This is a genomic window from Mesorhizobium sp. M0954 (genome assembly GCF_040319155.1).
In the GTDB taxonomy this organism is placed as follows: Bacteria; Pseudomonadota; Alphaproteobacteria; order Rhizobiales; family Rhizobiaceae; genus Mesorhizobium.
Map to the genome: position 1 here is coordinate 23,226 of NZ_JAMYNR010000007.1, position 17,185 is coordinate 40,410.

At 62.6% G+C, this 17,185-nt stretch carries 19 protein-coding genes; 11 read left to right on the forward strand and 8 right to left on the reverse strand.

What is annotated here, in order from left to right; translation table 11 throughout:
• The first annotated feature begins 160 nt into the window (after positions 1–160).
• Positions 161–1,336, forward strand: a complete 1,176-nt coding sequence (locus NKH93_RS11310) for an OpgC family protein (protein WP_352926110.1) — start codon at positions 161–163, stop codon at positions 1,334–1,336.
• Positions 1,337–1,359: 23 nt separating this feature from the next.
• On the opposite strand, the gene NKH93_RS11315 is transcribed toward NKH93_RS11310, so the two are convergent.
• Positions 1,360–2,442, reverse strand: a complete 1,083-nt coding sequence (locus tag NKH93_RS11315) for a LacI family DNA-binding transcriptional regulator (RefSeq protein WP_352501502.1) — start codon at positions 2,440–2,442, stop codon at positions 1,360–1,362.
• 163 nt (positions 2,443–2,605) lie between these two features.
• On the opposite strand from NKH93_RS11315, the gene NKH93_RS11320 reads away from it, so the two are divergent.
• Together NKH93_RS11320 and NKH93_RS11325 are read left to right on the forward strand one after the other, a co-directional pair.
• Positions 2,606–2,749: a hypothetical protein gene (locus tag NKH93_RS11320; RefSeq protein ID WP_352970372.1), complete on the forward strand. Its 144-nt coding sequence runs from the start codon at positions 2,606–2,608 to the stop codon at positions 2,747–2,749.
• 57 nt (positions 2,750–2,806) lie between these two features.
• A complete protein-coding gene (locus NKH93_RS11325) occupies positions 2,807–2,950 on the forward strand; it encodes a hypothetical protein (protein WP_352472029.1) in 144 nt (47 codons plus the stop codon).
• Positions 2,951–2,976: 26 nt separating this feature from the next.
• On the opposite strand, the gene NKH93_RS11330 is transcribed toward NKH93_RS11325, so the two are convergent.
• Together NKH93_RS11330 and NKH93_RS11335 are read right to left on the reverse strand one after the other, a co-directional pair.
• Positions 2,977–3,345, reverse strand: coding sequence for a DUF423 domain-containing protein (locus NKH93_RS11330; RefSeq protein WP_352542399.1), 369 nt, complete (start codon positions 3,343–3,345; stop codon positions 2,977–2,979).
• Between the two features lie 53 nt (positions 3,346–3,398).
• On the reverse strand, positions 3,399–4,649 hold the full coding sequence (locus tag NKH93_RS11335) for a multidrug efflux MFS transporter (RefSeq protein WP_352682064.1): 1,251 nt from the start codon (positions 4,647–4,649) through the stop codon (positions 3,399–3,401).
• A gap of 196 nt (positions 4,650–4,845) precedes the next feature.
• Here NKH93_RS11335 and NKH93_RS11340 point away from each other — a divergent pair, with 196 nt between their 5' ends.
• Together NKH93_RS11340 and NKH93_RS11345 are read left to right on the forward strand one after the other, a co-directional pair.
• Positions 4,846–5,508: a GntR family transcriptional regulator gene (locus NKH93_RS11340; protein WP_352472024.1), complete on the forward strand. Its 663-nt coding sequence runs from the start codon at positions 4,846–4,848 to the stop codon at positions 5,506–5,508.
• 96 nt (positions 5,509–5,604) lie between these two features.
• The gene (locus tag NKH93_RS11345) at positions 5,605–5,862 is read left to right on the forward strand and encodes a DUF982 domain-containing protein (protein ID WP_023674477.1); all 258 of its coding nucleotides are present in this window, start codon (positions 5,605–5,607) and stop codon (positions 5,860–5,862) included.
• A gap of 51 nt (positions 5,863–5,913) precedes the next feature.
• Here the strand turns inward: NKH93_RS11345 and NKH93_RS11350 are convergent, their stop codons facing one another.
• Positions 5,914–6,072, reverse strand: a complete 159-nt coding sequence (locus NKH93_RS11350) for a hypothetical protein (protein ID WP_254817539.1) — start codon at positions 6,070–6,072, stop codon at positions 5,914–5,916.
• A 113-nt stretch (positions 6,073–6,185) separates the two neighbouring features.
• Positions 6,186–7,229 (reverse strand): aldo/keto reductase, encoded by a 1,044-nt coding sequence (locus NKH93_RS11355; protein WP_352970375.1) that lies wholly within the window; start codon positions 7,227–7,229, stop codon positions 6,186–6,188.
• Between the two features lie 280 nt (positions 7,230–7,509).
• Between NKH93_RS11355 and ppk2 the strand changes: the two genes are divergently transcribed.
• The gene (gene ppk2, locus NKH93_RS11360) at positions 7,510–8,430 is read left to right on the forward strand and encodes a polyphosphate kinase 2 (protein ID WP_352472021.1); all 921 of its coding nucleotides are present in this window, start codon (positions 7,510–7,512) and stop codon (positions 8,428–8,430) included.
• A gap of 48 nt (positions 8,431–8,478) precedes the next feature.
• On the opposite strand, the gene NKH93_RS11365 is transcribed toward ppk2, so the two are convergent.
• The 3 genes from NKH93_RS11365 to NKH93_RS11375 all read right to left on the reverse strand — a co-directional run bounded on the left by NKH93_RS11365 (position 8,479) and on the right by NKH93_RS11375 (position 11,466).
• Complete coding sequence (locus tag NKH93_RS11365; protein WP_352472020.1) at positions 8,479–9,126, reverse strand: dihydrofolate reductase family protein; 648 nt, start codon at positions 9,124–9,126, stop codon at positions 8,479–8,481.
• Between the two features lie 400 nt (positions 9,127–9,526).
• Positions 9,527–10,558, reverse strand: coding sequence for a porphobilinogen synthase (gene hemB / locus NKH93_RS11370; RefSeq protein ID WP_352542426.1), 1,032 nt, complete (start codon positions 10,556–10,558; stop codon positions 9,527–9,529).
• 86 nt (positions 10,559–10,644) lie between these two features.
• Positions 10,645–11,466 (reverse strand): DUF8605 domain-containing protein, encoded by an 822-nt coding sequence (locus tag NKH93_RS11375; RefSeq protein WP_352970377.1) that lies wholly within the window; start codon positions 11,464–11,466, stop codon positions 10,645–10,647.
• Positions 11,467–11,611: 145 nt separating this feature from the next.
• Here NKH93_RS11375 and NKH93_RS11380 point away from each other — a divergent pair, with 145 nt between their 5' ends.
• From NKH93_RS11380 to NKH93_RS11400, 5 genes are all read left to right on the forward strand, one after another.
• Positions 11,612–12,655 (forward strand): enoyl-CoA hydratase/isomerase family protein, encoded by a 1,044-nt coding sequence (locus tag NKH93_RS11380; protein WP_352970379.1) that lies wholly within the window; start codon positions 11,612–11,614, stop codon positions 12,653–12,655.
• Positions 12,652–13,074: a DUF6163 family protein gene (locus tag NKH93_RS11385; RefSeq protein ID WP_023674485.1), complete on the forward strand. Its 423-nt coding sequence runs from the start codon at positions 12,652–12,654 to the stop codon at positions 13,072–13,074. Before NKH93_RS11380 ends, NKH93_RS11385 begins: the two co-directional genes overlap by 4 nt.
• Positions 13,075–13,276: 202 nt before the next feature.
• The gene (gene ldtR / locus NKH93_RS11390; protein WP_023674486.1) at positions 13,277–13,792 is read left to right on the forward strand and encodes a transcriptional regulator LdtR; all 516 of its coding nucleotides are present in this window, start codon (positions 13,277–13,279) and stop codon (positions 13,790–13,792) included.
• 338 nt (positions 13,793–14,130) lie between these two features.
• Positions 14,131–15,384, forward strand: coding sequence for a L,D-transpeptidase family protein (locus tag NKH93_RS11395; RefSeq protein ID WP_023674488.1), 1,254 nt, complete (start codon positions 14,131–14,133; stop codon positions 15,382–15,384).
• A 125-nt stretch (positions 15,385–15,509) separates the two neighbouring features.
• Positions 15,510–17,156: a Na+/H+ antiporter gene (locus tag NKH93_RS11400; RefSeq protein ID WP_352472014.1), complete on the forward strand. Its 1,647-nt coding sequence runs from the start codon at positions 15,510–15,512 to the stop codon at positions 17,154–17,156.
• Positions 17,157–17,185 lie beyond the last annotated feature (29 nt).

Consider the following 17,185-nt stretch of genomic DNA (forward strand, 5'->3'; position numbering starts at 1 on the left):
ATATTTTCAAGCTCCGCGAAAGTTGATTGAACCGGGCGCATTTCAGTCCGTTTCTTTGCCGATATAATCCCCGCGGGGGGATCGAAGCAGTGTGCGCCGGGTGGTCGCCCGAGGGATCGCATGCCGGACATAAAACAACCAGCTTTAAGGCCTTTTATCGATGACCATGCCAGTTTCGCCGGAACGCGATACGCGTATTGACGTGTTCCGGGCTCTCGCCCTCCTGACCATATTCATCGACCACGTGCCGGGCACCGTTTTCGAAACCCTGACCTATAAGAATTTCGGGTTTTCGGATGCGGCCGAGGCCTTCGTGCTGATCTCCGGCATGTCCGTCGCTCTTGCCTACGGCACCAAATTCCAACCAGGAAACCGGCTGGTCGCAACGCTGAAGATGTGGCGCCGCGCCGGCGTGCTCTATGTCACCCACATCGTCACGACGATGGTGGTCATGGCTATCTTCTGCGCAGCGGCGGTGTTTGCGAAACGGCCGGACCTTCTGACCCTGATCAACATCGAGCCGCTCGTCAGGAACCCGCCGCAAGTCCTCGTCGGCATCGTCACGCTCGGCCATCAGCTCGGTTACAACAACATACTGCCGGTCTATGCGGCCCTGCTGTTGATGGCGCCGGCCTTCCTGCTGTTCATCAGCTACAGGCCGCTGGCGGCGCTTGCCGTATCCGCAGCCCTTTGGCTGATTGCCGGTATCTACCAGATCGCGCCGCCGAACTACCCGGAGCCCGGTTTCTGGTTCCTCAATCCGCTGTCATGGCAATTGCTGTTCAATATCGGCATGGCCAGCGTGTTGCATGTGCGGCGCGGCGGCACCGTCCCTGTCAATCGCTGGCTGGTCGGCGCGGCCGCCGCCTATGTGCTGACGGCGCTCGTCTGGGTGCACAGCCCGCTGTGGGGGCATGTGTCATGGCTTGACCTGCCGGTGGTGCTGACCGGTTTCGACAAGACGTTCCTGTCGTTGCCGCGGCTGCTGCACATCCTGGCGATGAGCTATCTGGTCGTCGCCTTGCCCTTCGTCTCGAACCTGTTCCGCACCGGCCGCGACAATCCGCTCGCCATATTGGGCAAACGCTCGCTGCCGGTTTTCATTGCCGGCACGGTGATTGCCATGGCGGCGCAGGTGATGAAGCTGATCAACCCGGGCGGCATTGCCTATGACAGTCTGCTGCTCGCCGCCGGCATCGCCATGCAGTTCGCGCTCGCCTTCTATCTGGAGTGGCTGTCCGCCATCGGCTGGTCCGGCAAGGGCAAGCCGGTCCGCAACGAGGCGCCGCCTGTCCGTCCATCCTTTGGCATCGGTCCCATGGCGGCCAATAGGTAAGATTTGGAGCCGATCTGCCCCAGTCAGCCTGTACTTGGCGGCGGTCCGGACGATGCCCTGACGACAAGTTCGACGTCGAGCGTTTCTCGCCGCACGGTGCCGTCGAAGTCGAGGATTCTTCGCGCTGCCCGGCGGCCGATCTCGGCGATCGGCTGGGCGATGGTGGTGAGCGGAGGCTCGCAAGTTGCGGCTTCAGGCACGCCGTCGAAGCCGACGACGGAAACATCGCGGGGAACCGCGATGCCCCGTGCGTTGAGCCATTCCAATGCCACCATCGCGATCCGGTCCGACATCGCCAGGATGGCGGTCGGCGGTTCCGCCGAGGCGAAGATGGTTTCGACACCGGCCCTTGTGCTCGCCTTATCGTTTTCCGTCTCGTAGACCGGCACCTTGGCGGTGTCGACACCAAACCGGGAAAGCTCTTCGAAATAGCCGAGGAGGCGGTCACGGGTTCCGGTATAGACCGCGGTCCGGACCTGCTCGGGCGAGACAAGACCGGTGCTGTCGTCGGCGAAGGCCAGCGACAGCACGGCGAAGCGGCGATGTCCAAGTTCCGCCAGATGGCGCGCCGCGAGCCGGCCGCCGGCAACATTGTCGATACTGATCGCCGAGACCGTCTCGTCCTGCGAGCCGAGCTCGAGCGCGACGAAGGGGAGCTTTCGTTCGCGCGTCAGCTCAACGAGACGCGGACCGCCCTCGATGCAGAAAAGGATGAAGCCATCCACGAGGGCGCTCTGGATATTCCAGGCAAGTTTTTCCTCGTTGCCAGCCGACACGAGGGCTATCCCCGCGCCGGTGGCGTCGCAGGCTTCCGAGATGCCGGCCATCATCACGCGGGCAAACGGGTCGTCGAAGAAATAGGACAGCGGCTCGGTTGTGGCGACGCCGATTGCATTGACCTTGCCGGCGCGCAGCAGCCGGCCCTTGGGATCCGGGCCGGCGTAGCCCAGCGCCTCGGCCGCCGCCTTGACCCGCTCGCGGACTTCCTCGCGCACGATTTCGGGACGGCTGAAGGCATTGGAGGCAGTGCCGTGCGATACGCCCGCGGCTTTGGCGATGTCTGCCAGCCGGATGGGCCTCCTGCTGCCCTCGGTGGGTGATGTCATTTGTTCGTCTCCAGGACTCCTGTCCGACAGTAGTGCCGATTACCTAACATCTTCCTTGGATCGATTCAAATTTTTGCTTGACATTTATGCTGTGACGCATATTCTTGAATCGATCCAAGAGCGGTTTTGCCCGCACATTGGATCGATACAAGAGGAGAGTGCCATGCACCCCGTCAATTATCTGTTCGAGGACATTTACCGGAACGACTGGAGCATCCGCTCGAGCGCGGAGGCCCTCAAGGGGCGCGACAGGACCGGTCCGTGGATTCGCGACCTGCGTTTCCTCGTAGGACGCAAGCGGAGCTGATCGGCGGCCTATTTTTTGTGCCCGCTGATTGGATCGATTCAAAAAGGAGATTAAGCCATGCACCCGATCAAGCATCTGTTCGAAGACATCTATCGCAATTATTGGGGCATATCGCCGGCCACCGAACGGCCGGAGCGGCGGCGTGTGGTCAAAACGGCCAAACGCGACGGCCAAGTCCGGCCCGAACGTCGCCAAGACTGACAGAACCGGCGAACCTGGCTGCCGCGTCAAGGGCGCGGCCGCACCAGCGCCGAGGCGGCCATCATCAGCCAGCCGCCGATGAGCAACGTGCCGCCGATCGGCGCCGACATCGGGAACAGCCGCGAGCCAAGGAAGTCGCGGGCCAAAAGATCTCCCGAGAACAGCAGAAGCCCGACGAGAAGGATGAGGCTTCCGGTTCGCAGGATGCTATTGCCACCGAGCAGCCCGACGGCAAGGAAGACCGGCGCATGCAAGAGCAGGAAGGATGCGGCCGTACCGACCAAAGCGCCGCCGAGATGCGCCGCCGCCGCCGAAAGCGCCACGCCAGCCGCGCCGCATAGGCCGCCGGCAAAAACCAGAATGCGGCCGCCTGCCGCGTGTTCATCCGTGCTCATGTCCACGCCTCCGTGATTCCTGGCGACCGCCTGAGATAGTGCTGCGAACCGTGTCAGGATTTGCCGGCTTCCGCCAGCATGTCGCGCTCGCGGCGCGACTGGACCAGCCAGTTATAGGCCGCTCCGCCCGCCATCAGAATGGATGTGCCGAGAAACACCGAGCGCATACCGAAATGGCCGCCGGCAAAGCCGCCGAGCAACGGTCCGGCGACCTGCCCGACATATTGTGCCGAGATCGACAAGCCCAGCACATTGCCGCCGACCCCGTCGGGCACATTGTGGCGGATGACGCTGGTGATGCAGGGCAAAAGACCGCCAAGCGCTAGGCCCATCAGGAAACGCAGGCCGACGAGTTGCCAGCCCTGGGTAACGAAGGCCTGCGGGATCAGCAGCAGCGCCGAGACGGCGAGTGCGGCAACGATGACGTTCCAGTGGCCGATACGGTCGGCGAGATTGCCGAGCCGCGACGCCGACAGGATGGCGCCGAGCGCTGCCGCTGACATGACGATGCCGGAGACCAGCGTGACCTGGCACTGATCTTCGATGAGCTGCTGGACATAGACGGTGATGATCGGCTCGATCGACATGGTGGCGAAACTCAACAGCATGCCGGTCGCCAGCATGGCGACGACGGGGCGCTTGTCGGGAATCTGCGACCAGCTGTCCTTCACTTTTTCTTCTGACGCGGCCTTGGCGGCAACCGGGCGAGGCGCCTCCTTGATCAGCAAGGTGGTTGCCAGAAAAGCCAGGAAAATGACGCCGCCGGCGAGCAGGAATGTGGCGCGTATGCCAATCAGCGGCGGCAGCGCGCCGCCGAGCAGCGGACCGACCAGGGCACCGGCGGTGATACCGGCCGACAGAACGCCCAGCGCCCAGCCGGAGCGATCCTTCGGCGTCTGCATGGCAACCAGGATGGTCGAACCCGAAGAATAGCCGCCGGCAAAGCCGATCAGCAGGCGCAAGAGCACCAATTGCCAGACAGTCTGCACCATGCCGGTCAGCGACATGCACAGCGCCATGCCGAAACTGGCGCGCACCAGCATCAGTTTGCGGCCGTAACGGTCGCCTAGCCGCCCCCACAGGGGCGCGACCAGCGCGGCGGCAAGGAAGGTGGCGCCGTAGGCGACGCCCGACCACTGCACGATCGCCGCATGGCCCTCTGCGCCCAGCTGCTCGACGTAAAGCGGCAGGAAGGGCAACAGCAGCGTCATCGCTACAAGCGTGCTGAACGAGCCGGCAAAACACACGGCGAGATTGCGGCGCCAGTGGACGTTGTGCGTGGCGCGGTTGGCGTCTTGCGGCATGTCTGTCCTGTCCGGCCAGCTTGCATGGAACTTGCTGTGGATACCAATTTGGGATACCAATTTGGTATCTGTCATGAACGCAAGCCCCGTCGCTGTCAATGCGGGCCTCTCAAACATGATCGACAAAGGCCGGCGTGATCGGCCAACGCCGGCCAGTGACCCGATTGCCGGAACGAATGACCTGAACGGAACGCCAATGTCGCAGATGCAGAACGTCGAAAAGCAGCTTCGCGAGATGATCCTCGGGCTCGAGATTGGTCCCGGCGAGCGGCTGACGGAGCGCTGGGTCGAAAGCCGCTTCGGCGCCTCGCGCACGCCGGTCAGGGCTGCGTTGCTGCGGCTCGAGACCGAAGGCCTGATCTGCCGCGATGGCCGCGGCTGGACGGTCTCGCCAATCAATCTTGCCGAGCTGGAGCAGATCGCCGTCTATCGCGAGGCGGTCGAGGTCGCGGCAGTCAGGCTGACTTGCACCTTGCAGGACAGAAGTGCCGTCGAAATCATCGAGGCGATGCTCGATTCTTGCGACGACAAGACGCCGCGCGAGGAATGGCATCGCGTCGGCAGGGATTTTCATATCGAGCTGGCACGCCTGTCAGGCAACGAGTTCCTGTTCAGAGCGGTTCGCGATGCGATGACGCGCCTGTCGCGCGCCCGCTGGCTCGAGGTTCGCGACGAGGCAGCGCTCGGCCGCGCCTGGGCCGAACACCATGCCATTCTGTCGGCGGTGCGGGCCGGCGATGCCGATACCGCCGCCCGCCTGCTTTCGGCCCATATCATCGGCAGCCGCGACCGGCTGGTGACCTCGCTGCGCAACGACCGGCGCGGCCTGCGCGCCCGTGGATTTGCCGTCGTCGCTTGAGTGAGGATCGGCTGCCATTGATCACGAAAAGAGCAGATGAGCGAAGAATGCTACTTTCGGTCTCGCTTCGCAAATGCCGATGGCGTAAGAGCGGCGATGGAAAACAACCGATTTGACACACCCGTGACCGTCAAAGGCGCGGCGGGAAGCAATCAGCTCTTGCGTACGGCCCGCGAGGCTTCCGACTACCTCCTCAACAATTGGCCCGGCAAGCGCAGCCCCAAGCACCGCGAAGCGTTGCAAGCCTGTCATGATGCGCTGGCCGGCGACAAGCCGGCCATGAACGCAAGACGGGCCTTCATTGCCGCCGCTCGTGAAGTGAACGTCTTCGTCAGCGACAAGGCGCCTGCCTGAGGCATAGCGGGATTTGACCGAGGCCCGGCCCGCCTGGCAGCCCGGATATCATCACTCTGCCGTTTCGGTTTTGGTTTGGGACTCGCTCTCGCCCTCGGGCTTCGATCGCTCCTTGGCTGCGACCTTGGCAGCCTGCTTTTCCGCCTTCTTGGCAGCCTTCTGCCGGTCGCGTTCCTTGCGTTCCTGACCGTAGTTCGGTGCTCGTGCCATATCGTTTCCTTTCGTTGTGCTTGGCCTTTGCCTAGGAGCATTGGACCGCAAACACAACACCGCAAGGCACGATCGGGCTCCATATCTCGGCGCAGTCCGGAGAGCCCGGCTTTTCAGGCGCCGTCGCGGTCGAGAACGAGATCGGCCGGCCCGAACCGGTCCTTTGCCGTGAATTGCTGGTGCCAGTAGGGATAGAGCACGGGCGGCCTGCTGACCACATCGAGCCGTGTGCGCTCCTCATCGGCAAGCACAAGGCTTGCAGCGGCGATATTGTCTTTGAAATGGGCTTCGGTTCGTCCGCCGATCACCAGCGAACTGACAGCGGGCCGGCCGAGCAGCCAGGCAAGCGCCACCTGCGCCGCCGACACGCCGTGATTATTGCCGATATCGATCAGCGTGTCGACGATCCGCCACAGCCGGTCCTCGTCGCGGATCGGCGGTTCCGACCAGCCGCTGAGCTGGCGGGCGGTCGGCTGGTCACGGTGGTATTTGCCGGACAGCAACCCGCCGGCAAGCGGGCTCCAGACCAGCACGCCGAGCCCCTGGTCGACCGAGATCGGCAACAATTCATACTCGGCCTCGCGCGCTTCCAACGTGTAATGGATCTGCTGGGTGACGAAGCGCGGCTGGTGATGACGGTCGCTGATCCCCAGCCCCTTCATCACTTGCCAGCCGGAATAATTGGAGCAGCCGACATAACGGACCTTGCCCTGCGCGACCAGCGTGTCGAGCGCGGCGATGGTTTCCTCAAGCGGTGTCAGGCCATCCCACTCGTGCAGGAAATAGATGTCGATGACATCCGTCCTGAGCCGCTTCAGGCTCCTCTCGCATTCGCGGATCAGATGGTAGCGCGACAGGCCTTCATCATTGGGGCCTTTGCCGATCCGCATGCGCGCCTTGGAGGCGATCAGCACGTCGCCCTTGCGCTTGCCGCCGAGCGCCTCGCCGATGATCTCTTCCGACACGCCGTTCGAATAGACGTTGGCGGTGTCGATGACATTGACGCCGGCATCGATGCAAAGGTCGATCATCCGGCCCGCCTCGTCGAGGTCGGTCTTGCCGACCGCCGAAAACGCGCCGCCGCCGCCGAACGTCATGGTGCCCATGGTCAGCGTTGAAACCTTCAGCCCGGAACGGCCGAGAGTGCGGTATTCCATGTCGTATCCTCACAATTTATCGGGAAAGGGCGTTGCAGACGACAGCCCTCAATGAACCAGCTATTTGTAGGATAATTCGTTCCGCTTGTCGCCCGTTCCGCAGGGCAAGCTCGATCACATCTTGCGGATTGAAACGCACAGCCAGCTCAGTAGTGGCTGCAATAAAACCGTCATTGCCGGCCTATACTAACATCGGTCCAGCGCTTCGATTTCCGGCCGCCGGGCCGGGCGGCAGAGCGCCTGACAGCGGCCGGCAAGGCCTGTAAGCGGAGCAGCGTAAATGACCGAGATAAAACAGAATTCCCCGGCCAGGGACTGGCTGGAAGCGGAACTCGCCGACACGCTGGATGAAGACTATGAACTGGAAATCTCGGAGCCGGCGCTGTCGATGGAGATCGCCAAGATCTACAAGAATGCACATCCGCCATCGATCGACCGCCTGCAGTATTTTCGCGATCTCATCACGCTGCAATCCGAGTTGATCAAGCTGCAGTCCTGGGTCGCCTATCACAAGAAGAAGCTCGTCGTGGTTTTCGAGGGCCGCGACTCGGCGGGCAAGGGTGGTGTTATCAAGCGCATCACCCAGAGGCTTAATCCGCGCATCTGCCGCGTCGCAGCACTTCCGGCGCCGACCGAGCGCGAGAAGTCGCAATGGTATTTCCAGCGCTACGTTCCGCATCTGCCGGCCGGCGGCGAGATCGTGCTGTTCGACCGCTCCTGGTACAACCGCTCCGGCGTCGAGCGGGTAATGGGCTTTGCCCAGCCGGATCAGGTCGAGGAGTTCTTCCGCGACGTTCCGGATTTCGAACGCATGCTGGTCCGCTCAGGCATTACGCTTGTCAAATACTGGTTTTCGATCACCGACGAGGAGCAGCAGATGCGCTTTTTGATGCGCATCCATGACCCGATGAAGCAATGGAAACTGTCGCCGATGGACCTCCAGTCGCGCGTGCGCTGGGAGCAGTACACCAAGGCCAAGGAAGAAACGTTCGCCCGCACCAATATCCCGGAAGCCCCGTGGTTCATCGTCGAGGGCAACGACAAGAAACGGGCACGGCTGAACTGCATCGACCATCTCCTCAAGCAGATGCCCTATGAGGAGGTGCCGCACGAGGAGATCACACTGCCGGAGCGCGTCTTCAATCCCGAATACGAGCGCCAGGTACTGCCGCGCGAACTGTATGTGCCGGAGAAGTACTGACTAAAGCGGCGAGGAGGGCGCCGCTCCATGGCGGCACCCTGCAACAAGCTAGGTGCGCTCGATGATGACATGCGTGGCCTTCGGCGTCGCGACCTGCTCGCTGCAGCGATAGCCGAGCTTGGGCATGTCGATGCCGGCAAAAAGGCTCTCGCCGGCACCTAGCAGGACCGGTGAGATCGCCAGATGCATTTCGTCGATGAGCTTTTCCTTGAGATATTGCCGGATCGTAGAAACGCCGCCGCCCAGCCGTACATCCTTACCGTCAGCCACTGCCTTCGCCTTCTCCAGCGCTGAGTGGATGCCGTCGGTCACGAAATAGAAGGTCGTGCCGCCCTCCATGACAATAGGATCACGCGCATGGTGCGTGAGCACGAAGACCGGCACGTGGTAGGGTGGGTTGTCACCCCACCAGCCTTTCCAGCTGTCATCCGGCCATTCGCCGCGGATCGGCCCAAACATGTTGCGGCCGAGGATCCATGCGCCGACATTTTCGAAGCTGCGTGCCGCGAACGCCTCGTCGGTGTCCGTGGTCCCGCCATCCTTGCCGAGGACCATCTTGCGGAAGGTGCGGGTGCCGAACATCCATTCGTGCAGGGCTTCTCCGCCAACACCCAGCGGGTTCTTCAGGTCTTGGTCGGGACCGGCGCCGAAGCCGTCGATCGACAGGGTGAAGGCGCTGACGCGAAGTTTGGACATGAGAGCCTCCTCGATAGCCAATTGTGAGATGCAAGCAGTTATTGGGGTAGCTTAACTGATTGCATTTTGCAAGCGGTATTTTGAATCGCCGGCGGGGCAATCGCTTCCAAATCATGTTGGAATAACCAATCTCAATGTCGGCGCCGCCCGTCATCCGCCTGCCGGCAGCTTCTCCCTGTATAGTGACGGGGAGAAGGGGCTGGCCGCAACGTCGATGTTTTTGCAACGCTGGAGATTGGTGAAATCTTTTACGAACGCGTCTTTCTCCCTGCCACTTTACAGGGAGAAATGCCCGGCAGGGCAACGAGGGGCAGCGTAAACTTGAAGCGATGTCCTGCGGCGTTCCATGTCGCGCTTTGGACGAACGAACACTACTCGATGTAGACGCTACAAAGGCGCATCACCCCTTGAGCATCGCCGCCACTTCCGGCGCGAAGTAGGTCAGGATGCCGTCGCAGCCGGCGCGCTTGAAGGCGAGCAGCGATTCCAGCATCGCCTTTTCGCCGTCGATCCAGCCATTGGCGGCGGCGGCCTTGATCATCGAATATTCGCCCGAGACCTGATAGGCAAAGGTCGGCATCTGCAACTCGACTTTCAGCCGGCGGATGATGTCGAGATAGGGCAGGCCGGGCTTGACCATCAGCATGTCGGCGCCCTCGGCCAGATCCTGCTCGGCCTCGCGCACCGCTTCGTCGGAATTGGCGTGATCGATATAATAGGTCTTCTTGTCGCCCTTGAGCAGGCCGGCGGTGCCGACCGCCTCACGGTAGGGGCCGTAAAAAGCGGATGCGAACTTGGTCGCATAGGACATGATCGCCACATCCTGAAATCCATTGGCGTCGAGCGCATCGCGGATGGCACCGATCCGGCCGTCCATCATGTCCGAGGGGGCAATGATGTCGGCCCCCGCCGCCGCCTGGATGACGGCCGCCGCCGTCACTTGCTCCACCGTTTCATCATTGACGATAATGCCCTCGCGCAAGATGCCGTCATGGCCATGCGAGGTGAACGGGTCAAGCGCCGCGTCGGTGATGATGCCGATCTCCGGCACCGCCCGCTTGATGGCGCGGGTGGCGCGGTTGATGATGTTTTCCGGATCGAGGATGTGCGAACCGGTCTGATCGCGCAGGCCGAGCTCCACATTGGGGAAAGTGGCGATCGCCGGAATGCCAAGCTTGGCCGCGCGCTCAGCCTCCTTGACGGCGAGGTCGAGCGACAGGCGGAACACGCCGGGCATGGCGGCGATCGGTTCGCGCACTTGTCTGCCGTCGACGACGAAGATCGGCCAAATCAGATCGTCGACCGAGAGCCGGTTCTCCTGGACAAGGCGGCGCGACCAATCGGCCTTGCGCATGCGCCGCAGACGCCGGCTGCCGGTGATCTCGTCGACGCTGCGCGCGCCGGCAGGCTTTGCAGGGGTGAATTTGTTCATCGCAAAAACTCCGGATCGGGCGGCTTTTACCACGAGCTTCCGCTGCTGACCAATGCGACACGATTGTGCCAGGGTCCTGTCGGGCGCTATTCTGGTTGGCCATTGCCCGACAGGATCTGCGCAGCACCCCGCATGGCGACGCGGAATGCCTCGTCGAAGCTGACGCCGCGCACTTGCCAATTGTAGCTCTTGCCATTCAAGGCAAGCCGCCAGTCGGCTATCCAGCCCAGTTCCTTGTCGCTCCAGACGATACTGCCGGCGAGCGCCTGGTCGGCTCCGGCCTTCCTGGCAAGCTGGTCCAGCGTCGTGATATCGGCATGGCGCAGGGCCTGGTCGTCAAGCTTCGAGGCCGACAGCAGTGACGCTTCGGGAAACACAATCCGCATGACCAGCGGACCGGTGGCATTGACGAAGGATTCGCGCATCGCCGCCCCCTCATCGTCGGCGGTCAGCACGAACTGCCTTGTGCCTTGCTCCGCCGCCAGGAAAATTGCCAGGCGTGGCCGCTCGCCAAGCCATGGTTTGCTGCCAAGCGCGGCAAGCACCGGATCGATAACGTCAGGCCTGTACAGACAAGTGAGATCATGCGGCCGGTCATGGGTGCCTTGTTCGTCATGGATTGGAATGCCTTCGAGACGGTCGCGATAGCGGAATTCGGCAACGAAGCTGCCGGCCTTGTCGCGCAGCGCCGCCATCTCAGTTCTCTTCGGCAGCCGCTGATCGCCGGACACACGAACCAGCACCGCATCGAGGCAGGCCTTGAAGCCGATCTGCCTGTTGACCTCGCCCTGGCCGGTGACGATGGTCTGCGATTGATAGAGCTCGTCGACGGTTTCGGCCGATACGGGAGGAGTGTTCGCAGCGATCAGGCCGACCACCATAACAGCAAGGCGCGGCAACCAAGGCATGGTTCAACCTTCCGGTTCAAAGCGCCAGCATTAGCACTGGGTGACGCCGACGACCATGCAGCGGATTGGCCGCCGCCATTGACGCGGCCATGCGCCACGCTTTAGCACTTCACTCCCGGCGGGCGCGGGGAGGGATTCTCTGGCGATGCATTTTGGCGGAGGCGACGAGATTCGCTTCGAAAGATTGGGCAGGGCTGGCGTCGTCACGCTGACGCGGCCGCAGGCGCTCAATGCCGTAACCCACCGCATGGTCAAGGCGCTGGACAAGGCGCTGCGCAGTTGGGAGCGCGACGACGGCGTCGACGTTGTCGTCGTCAAGGCCGAGGGCAGGGCATTTTCGGCGGGCGGCGACATCCTCCACATCTACGAAGCCGGCCGCGCAGGAAGGCCTCCGGTCGATTTCTTCGCCGATGAATACCGGCTGAACGCCCGCATCGCCCGCTTCAAGAAACCCTATGTCGCGGTGATCGACGGCATCGTCATGGGCGGCGGCGTAGGTATCTCCTTCCATGGTTCGCAGCGAGTGCTGACCGAGAACGCCCAGTTTGCCATGCCCGAGGTCGGCATCGGCTTTTTCCCGGATGTCGGCGCCAGCCATCTGTTGCCGGATCTCGGCGGCAGCTTCGGCATGTATCTGGCGCTGACCGGCAACCGCATCCGCTATGGCGATGCTTTGTGCTCGGGCCTCGCCACCCATACGATCAAGGCGGAGGACCAGGCCGGCTTCCTCGACCGTCTGGCGGAAAGCGGCGACCCGGAATCGGTGCTGCGCGGCTGCTTCGTCCCGGCCAGGCGCGAGACCGACAGGCCGACGCTGGAAGCCATCGCCCGGCATTTCGCGCAGCCGTCGCTGGCCGATATCGTCGCCAGTCTGGAGCGGGCAGCCGCTGCCGACGAGTTCGCGGCAAAGACGCTGGCCACCATCCGCACACGTTCACCGACCAGCCTGCATGTTGCATGGCGCCAGATTAGCGCCGGGCAGACGTTGTCGATGGACGAGTGCATGAAAATGGAGTTCCGTATCCTCAACCGCATGCTTGCCGGGCACGACTTCTATGAAGGTATCCGCGCCGCCATCATCGATAAAGGCTCGACGCCGCAATGGCGGCCGGCAGGTATCGATGACGTCAGCGCCGCCAACGTCGACGCCTATTTCGCATCGCTCGGCGAACGGGAACTGAAGCTGTGAGCGAGGTCGCCTCGAGACGCGTGGTGCTGCAGCCCTCGACGATCGAGGTCATCTTCGCCTGGTTCCAGCGCGTCATCGCCGGCTACTGTCTGCTGTTCGGCATCTTGTACTGGATCCGGCTGATCGGCTTTTACCCCGGCCCGTTGTGGCGCTTCGACCTGATGCCGGTACACTGGCAGGTGGCGGCGGTGGTGCTGGCGGTGTTTTTTCCGTTCGCTGCCGCCGGCCTGTGGATGCTGGCGTCCTGGGGGCCGGTGATCTGGTTCATCTGCGCGGTGACCGAGTGCGTCATGTATGCTGGCTTCCCCGAGTTGTTCGGCCACCGGCCGCTGATCGTCGCCTCGCACCTTGCGGTGGCGCTGCTCTACATAGTGTTCCGCGTGGTGATCTGGATCCAGAAGCGGCAACCCCGGCGATAGCAATTCCGGCCAGGATCGTTGGCTAAATCTTTAGGTTAATTATCCTTGCTCGGGTGACCGTCCGTTAAGCCTCTTTCGAAACCCCTTACCGGTAAGCTCTTGTTAGCCTTGGCGTTTAAGTCGAATTTTATGAGTATTCGATAGTGTCGCGGTCAAGGTGAAGAACAAAAAATCACCGGGCGACAAACGAGAGGCAAAGACAATGATCAATTCGCGTCCGGCGGCGAAGACCGCCAACGTATCCGATGACCGCCGCGAGGCGATCCGTTCGCTGTACATGGAATCGCTGCAGCTGGTCGAGCGGCTGCATCGCCGTCTGCTTGATGTGATCAAGGACGAATTCGACCGCAACGGTCGCTCCGACATCAACGCCATCCAGGCGCTGCTCCTGTTCAACATCGGCAATTCGGAGCTGACCGCCGGCGAACTGCGCTCGCGTGGCTACTATCTCGGCTCGAACGTCTCCTACAATCTGAAGAAGCTGGTCGATCTCGGCTTCATCAACCACCAGCGCTCGCGCATCGACCGCCGTTCGGTGCGGGTTTCGCTGACGCCGAAGGGCAATGAGGTGGCGGAAGTCGTCGCCGGCCTCTACGAGCGCCATGTCGGTTCGATCGAGCAGGTTGGCGGCATCAACACGGAGGAGTTCAAGCAGATGAACCGCGCCCTGCAGCGCCTGGATCGGTTCTGGAACGATACCATCGCCTACCGGATGTAATCGCATCCGCCGCATCTAGATTTGAAGCTGGACTACGGAAGTGCTGCCGCGGAGTGGACCAAAGGCCGGTGCCGAAAAGCACCGGTCTTGCCGTTTCGTCAGGCCGGCCGATCCAAATTCGAGCAACAGCCACGTTGCCGCCATATTCCAATGGAACCGAAGATGCGGGTGATGCTGGGGCCAAAGCCGTGCATTTGTCCTGTGCTCAAGTCACTTCCCATGTGGTTTTACACCGAAGTGATGCGGGCCATGGTTGGCTAATTGTTAAGAAGCCAACTCTAGAGTGCGGGCGAGACCGCCCGGTGGGTTGAATTGTAGCAAGAATGTCTGGAACGTCCATGAGAACCAGCCGCCGTTTCTTCCTTTCAGGAGCCTCCGCGCTCGCAGCCGCAATGGTCGCCGGCCGCGCCAGTGCACAGGATGTGATCGGGGATATCCTGAAATCCTCGGCGCGCGGCAATTGGGACGACCAATTCGATGCGCGTGCCAGCGAAGGCGGCAAGGTTGCCTCGACGCTGCCGATCTTCAGCCTGCAGACGGTGTCCTTCACCGAGCAGGCGATCATGCAGTATCAGAATATCGTCGCGCAAGGCGGCTGGGAACAGGTTCCAGACACCAAGAAGCTGCAGCTTGGCGTCGAGGATCCCGATGTGGTGCCGCTGCGCAGGCGCTTGATGATATCGGGCGATCTGGCGCAGAGCGCCGGGCTCTCGGAAGCGTTCGATTCGTACGTCGACTCGGCGCTCAAGCGCTTCCAGTTGCGTCACGGCTTGCCGGCCGACGGAACCACGGGCAAATATACTTTCGCGGCAATGAACGTGTCGGCGCCGGTTCGGCTTGGTCAGCTCCAGACCAATCTGCAACGGCTGCGTGAGCGGGCCGGCACGCTTGGCAACCGCTATGTTCTGGTCGACATCCCGGCGGCGCAGATCGAGGCTGTCGAGAACGACCGCGTTGTGCTGCGCCACACCGCAATCGTCGGCAAGATCGATCGCCAGACGCCGATCGTCAATTCCAAGATCAACGAAATCATCGTCAATCCGTACTGGAACGCGCCGGTCTCGATCGTGCGCAAGGATATCATTCCGCTGATGCGGAAGGACCCCAACTATCTCAAGGACAGCCATATCCGCCTGTTTGCGCCGGACGGCAGCGAGGTCGACCCAATGACGGTCGACTGGTCGACCGATGATGCCGCCAAATACCGCTTCCGCCAGGATCCCGGTTCCGGCAACGCGATGGCCTCAGTCAAGATCAATTTTCCCAGCCCGGACGGCGTCTACATGCACGACACGCCGCAGCAGAGCCTGTTCGGCAAGCTGATGCGCTTCGATTCCTCTGGCTGCGTGCGGGTTCAGAACGTGCGCGACCTCGTCACCTGGATTCTGCGCGACACACCGGGCTGGGATCGCCAGCATTTCGAGGCGGCGATCAAGACCGGGGAGAACACGCCGGTGCAGGTCACCAATCCGGTGCCGGTTTATTTTCTCTACGTCTCGGCCTGGTCGACAGGGCCGGGCGTGGTCCAGTTCCGTGACGACATTTACGGCCTCGACGGAGCCAACGAGCTGCAGATCACATCCGCGCTCTAAGCAGCTGAGTTCATTTGCAAAAGGCCGCCGGAAGGCGGCCTTTTTCGTTGCCGAGTCTTTCGCGGAAAGCTTTGCTGGGCCGATTGCCGGAAAAAGGACGCGGCGCTGTAGTCGGAAATCGCATCATGCATGTCGCAATGTTCATTCTGGTCGTGCTCATCTTCGTCGCCGTTTCGGGCGCGCTGGTCCGGCTGGTGCGGGTGCCGCTGCCGGTACTGCAGATCGCCATCGGTGCAGCGCTCGCCTGGCCGGTGCGCGGCATGCATGTCGAGATCGATCCCGAGCTGTTCCTGCTAGTGTTCATCCCACCGCTGCTGTTCAGCGACGCCTATGGTGCGCCCAAGCGCGAACTGATCGCGCTGCGCGGGCCGATCCTCGACCTCGCCATCGGGCTGGTCTTCTTCACCATTGTCGGCTTCGGCTACGCTTTGCACTGGCTTGTCCCGAGCATCCCGCTCGTCGTCGCTTTCGCACTTGCTGCGGTGCTGTCGCCCACCGATGCGGTGGCCGTCTCCTCGATCGTCGACAAGAGCCTGGTCCCGGCCCGGCTGATGCACATCCTGGAGGGCGAGGCGCTGCTCAACGATGCGTCGGGCCTCGTGATGTTCCGCTTTGCGGTGGCAGCTGCCTTGACCGGCAGCTTCTCCTTCGTCGCGGCATCCGTGACTTTCCTCTATGCCGTCGCTGCCGGCATCCTGGCCGGCGTGGCTGCCTTGTTCGTCGCCGCCAAGGTGCTGCAATTGCTGAACCGTATCGGCGGCGTGCCGTCCGAGGCGCAGGTGCTGGTCATGGTCCTGCTGCCGTTCATCGCCTATCTCGGCGCCGAGAATGTCGGCGCCTCGGGCATTCTGGGGGCGGTCACGGCCGGAGTGCTCACCGGCGGCTCCGGGATTTTCCGCTTTCTCGGCGTCTCGGCGCGCATACAGACCGTATCGCTGTGGACGACGCTATCCTTCGTCTTCAACGGCGCGCTGTTCATCCTGCTCGGGTTGCAGCTTCCCGAAATCATCGGCAACGTGCCGCCTGAGCTCGGCAGCCGCTATCCGGTCATCCAGCCAATCGCCACGGTGGTCGCGCTGACACTATGCCTGATCGGGCTGCGCTTCCTGTGGATCTGGGTCGGCGACATCGCGACGCGCGTCTCGGCGCGATTACGCGAGCAGAAGGCCGAGCCGTTCGGGCTGCGCGTCCGGATCGCCGGCTCTGTTGCCGGCGTGCGCGGCGCCATCACGCTGGCCGGCATCCTGTCGCTGCCGCTCACCATGCCGAATGGTTCGCCCTTTCCGGCGCGCGACGTGGTGATCTTCCTCGCCGCAGGCGTCATCATCTGCTCATTGCTCATAGCCAGCCTTGCCTTGCCCAAGGTGGCACGGGGGCTGGTCGAGCCGGGCGAGGATCCTGGCGCTGCCGAGGAGCGTCTTGCGCGCGTGGGCGCGGCCAACGCCGCCATCGCCCGCATCGAGAGCATGGCCGGCGCGACCGACGGCGATGAAGGGGAAATACCCGGCGCCCGGCTTGCCGCCGCCGATAGCATCGTCGCCGGCTACCGTCGCCGCATCGCTGCCTCCGACGAGGCCGACGAGGCGCGCGCCGAGGCCCGCGAGGCCGGACGGCTGGAGCTCGAATTGAGGCTGGCGGGCATTGAGGCCGAACGCGCAGCGGTTCGCGCAATGTTTCGCAGCGGCCAGATTAACGACCATACGATGCAGGCGCTGTTCACCGAGATCACGCTCACCGAGGCCCTGCTGAAGGGCCGGCAGGCAAGGAAATAGAGGCTGCCAGTCTCTCTGGCGCAATCCGG